The 3,376-nt window shown below is 47.2% G+C and carries 1 tRNA gene and 2 rRNA genes; all 3 read right to left on the bottom strand.

Going from position 1 to position 3,376, the window contains the following annotated elements:
• Positions 1–6 precede the first annotated feature (6 nt).
• Positions 7–114 (bottom strand): 5S ribosomal RNA (rrf, locus tag ACFSQS_RS16065).
• A gap of 120 nt (positions 115–234) precedes the next feature.
• Positions 235–3,059, bottom strand: a 23S ribosomal RNA gene (locus ACFSQS_RS16060).
• Positions 3,060–3,300: 241 nt separating this feature from the next.
• A tRNA-Ala gene (locus tag ACFSQS_RS16055) sits at positions 3,301–3,374 on the bottom strand.
• Positions 3,375–3,376 lie beyond the last annotated feature (2 nt).

Here is a 3,376-nt window from a genome sequence, read left to right as displayed (position 1 = left end):
CTCCAAAAAAGGCAACGACCTACTCTCCCACAAATGCAGTACCATCGGCGCTAACGGGCTTAACTTCTCTGTTCGGAATGGTAAGAGGTGAGCCCCGTCGCTATAACCACCTTAAGCTTTAGTCCCGCACTTGATGCGGGATCTCTTTCTATAAAAGAAAGATAAATATCTTAACATATTGAAATAAAGAACATGACACAATAATTATTTTTGTACTTACTAAAAAAACAGGCGTACAATAAGCCTATGGGTTATTAGTACTACTCGGCTATGACATTGCTGCCTTTACACCTGTAGCCTATCAACGTGGTAATCTCCCACGACCCTTTAAAGAAATCTCATCTTGTGGTGGGTTTCGCGCTTATATGCTTTCAGCGCTTATCCCTTCCCAACGTAGCTACCCTGCAATGCCGCTGGCGCGACAACAGGTACACCAGAGGTTGGTCCAACTCGGTCCTCTCGTACTAGAGTCAGATCCACTCAAATTTCTAACGCCCACTGTAGATAGAGACCGAACTGTCTCACGACGTTCTGAACCCAGCTCGCGTGCCACTTTAATGGGCGAACAGCCCAACCCTTGGGACCTTCTCCAGCCCCAGGATGTGACGAGCCGACATCGAGGTGCCAAACCCCCCCGTCGATATGAGCTCTTGGGGGAGATCAGCCTGTTATCCCCGGCGTACCTTTTATCCTTTGAGCGATGGCCCTTCCATGCGGAACCACCGGATCACTATGCTCTTGTTTCCAACCTGATCGACTTGTAGGTCTCTCAGTCAAGCACCCTTATGCCATTGCACTCTGCGCACGGTTACCAAGCGTGCTGAGGGTACCTTTAGAAGCCTCCGTTACTCTTTTGGAGGCGACCACCCCAGTCAAACTACCCACCAAGCACTGTCCCTTCAATGAAGGTTAGACTCTAGACAAGCAAAGGGTGGTATTTCAACAATGACTCCACGACGCCTGGCGACGCCGCTTCGAAGTCTCCCACCTATCCTACACATTACTTATCCAAAACCAATACTAAGCTATAGTAAAGGTGCACGGGGTCTTTTCGTCCCACAGCGGGTAAACGGCATCTTCACCGTTACTACAATTTCACCGAGCTCATGGCTGAGACAGTGTCCAGATCGTTGCACCATTCGTGCAGGTCGGAACTTACCCGACAAGGAATTTCGCTACCTTAGGACCGTTATAGTTACGGCCGCCGTTTACTGGGGCTTCATTTGAATGCTTCGCCGAGGCTAACATCTCCACTTAACCTTCCAGCACCGGGCAGGTGTCAGGCCATATACGTCATCTTTCGATTTAGCATAGCCCTGTGTTTTTGATAAACAGTCGCCTGGACTCTTTCACTGCGGCCCATCCAAAGATGGGCGACGCTTCTCCCGAAGTTACGCGTCTATTTTGCCTAGTTCCTTAGCCATGAATCTCTCGAGCTCCTTAGAATTCTCATCCCAACTACCTGTGTCGGTTTAGGGTACGGGCTGCTTCACTCGCTTTTCTTGGAAGTCGCTTCTCTGGATTATCACCTTGGCCGAAGCCTCAGTGTACTATCGCGGTATTACTACTCGCTTCAACGTGCTATTCCGTCAGCACGCACCAAATATACGCCTCCGTCACTTTTATCGTGAGCAGGTACAGGAATATTGACCTGTTGTCCATCCACTACCCCTTTCGGGTTCGCGTTAGGTCCCGACTAACCCTCAGCTGATTAGCATAGCTGAGGAAACCTTAGTCTTTCGGAGTGCGGGTTTCTCGCCCGCATTATCGTTACTTATGCCTACATTTTCTTTTGTAGCTTCTCCAGCATGCCTCACAGCACACCTTCGACGACACTACAATGCTCCCCTACCACTTTTTCAAGTCCATAGCTTCGGTAATATGTTTATGCCCGATTATTATCCATGCCGAACCGCTCGACTAGTGAGCTGTTACGCACTCTTTAAATGAATGGCTGCTTCCAAGCCAACATCCTAGCTGTCAAAGCAGTTCAACCGCGTTTATTCAACTTAACATATATTTGGGGACCTTAGCTGATGGTCTGGGTTCTTTCCCTCTCGGACATGGACCTTAGCACCCATGCCCTCACTGCTGATCAACATTTTATAGCATTCGGAGTTTGTCAGGAATTGGTAGGCGGTGAAGCCCCCGCATCCAATCAGTAGCTCTACCTCTATAAAACTATAAATCAACGCTGCACCTAAATGCATTTCGGGGAGTACGAGCTATTTCCGAGTTTGATTGGCCTTTCACCCCTACCCACAGGTCATCCGAAGACTTTTCAACGTCAACCGGTTCGGGCCTCCACAGTGTGTTACCACTGCTTCACCCTGCCCATGGGTAGATCACACGGTTTCGCGTCTACCACTACTAACTAAAGCGCCCTGTTCAGACTCGCTTTCGCTACGGATCCGCACCTGAAGTGCTTAACCTTGCTAGCAACGGTAACTCGTAGGCTCATTATGCAAAAGGCACGCCGTTACAGAATAAATTCCGCTCCGACCGCTTGTAAGCGTATGGTTTCAGGTTCTGTTTCACTCCCTTATTCAGGGTTCTTTTCACCTTTCCCTCACGGTACTAGTTCACTATCGGTCTCTCAGGAGTATTTAGCCTTATCGGATGGTCCCGACTGTTTCATACAGGATTACTCGTGTCCCGCACTACTCAGGATACCACTATCTAGCTACGCTTTACTTATACCGGGCTATCACCGTCTATGGCCTGTCTTTCCAAACAGTTCTAATTCATTGTAATTCGAATGTCGTGGTCCTACAACCCCAACAATGCCGTAACATTATTGGTTTGGGCTAATCCGCGTTCGCTCGCCACTACTAACGGAATCACTTTTGTTTTCTTCTCCTCCGGGTACTTAGATGTTTCAGTTCTCCGGGTTTGCTCCTCTTGCGAGGTGACATATCTTCAATATGCCGGGTTGCCCCATTCGGATATCTACGGATCAAGTCTTGTGTGCAGATCCCCGTAGCTTTTCGCAGCTTATCACGTCCTTCTTCGCCTCTGAGAGCCTAGGCATTCCCCATACGCCCTTATTTAGCTTATTGTACTTTTTGCTTTTTTAATGAGTTATTTTCAATTTACTATTGCAAATTGAAAATTGATTAATTAGATATCGCTCGCGTGATTCTAATTAACCTGAATTATTATTAAATATTAGATTAAATCTATATATTTTTCATGTATCTTTTTTCAATATGTCAATGAACGTTTAAAAGTATTAAGATGTTAATATTAAGTATTAAGACGCATCTTAATACTTTGTACTTCTATCTTTGTACTCTCTAGTGGAGAATATCGGAGTCGAACCGATGACCTCCTGCGTGCAAGGCAGGCGCTCTAGCCAGCTGAGCTAATCCCCCGT

The organism is Gelatiniphilus marinus (assembly GCF_042684345.1).
GTDB lineage: Bacteria > Bacteroidota > Bacteroidia > Flavobacteriales > Flavobacteriaceae > Gelatiniphilus > Gelatiniphilus marinus.
This window is presented reverse-complemented; position numbering and strand designations above follow the sequence as displayed.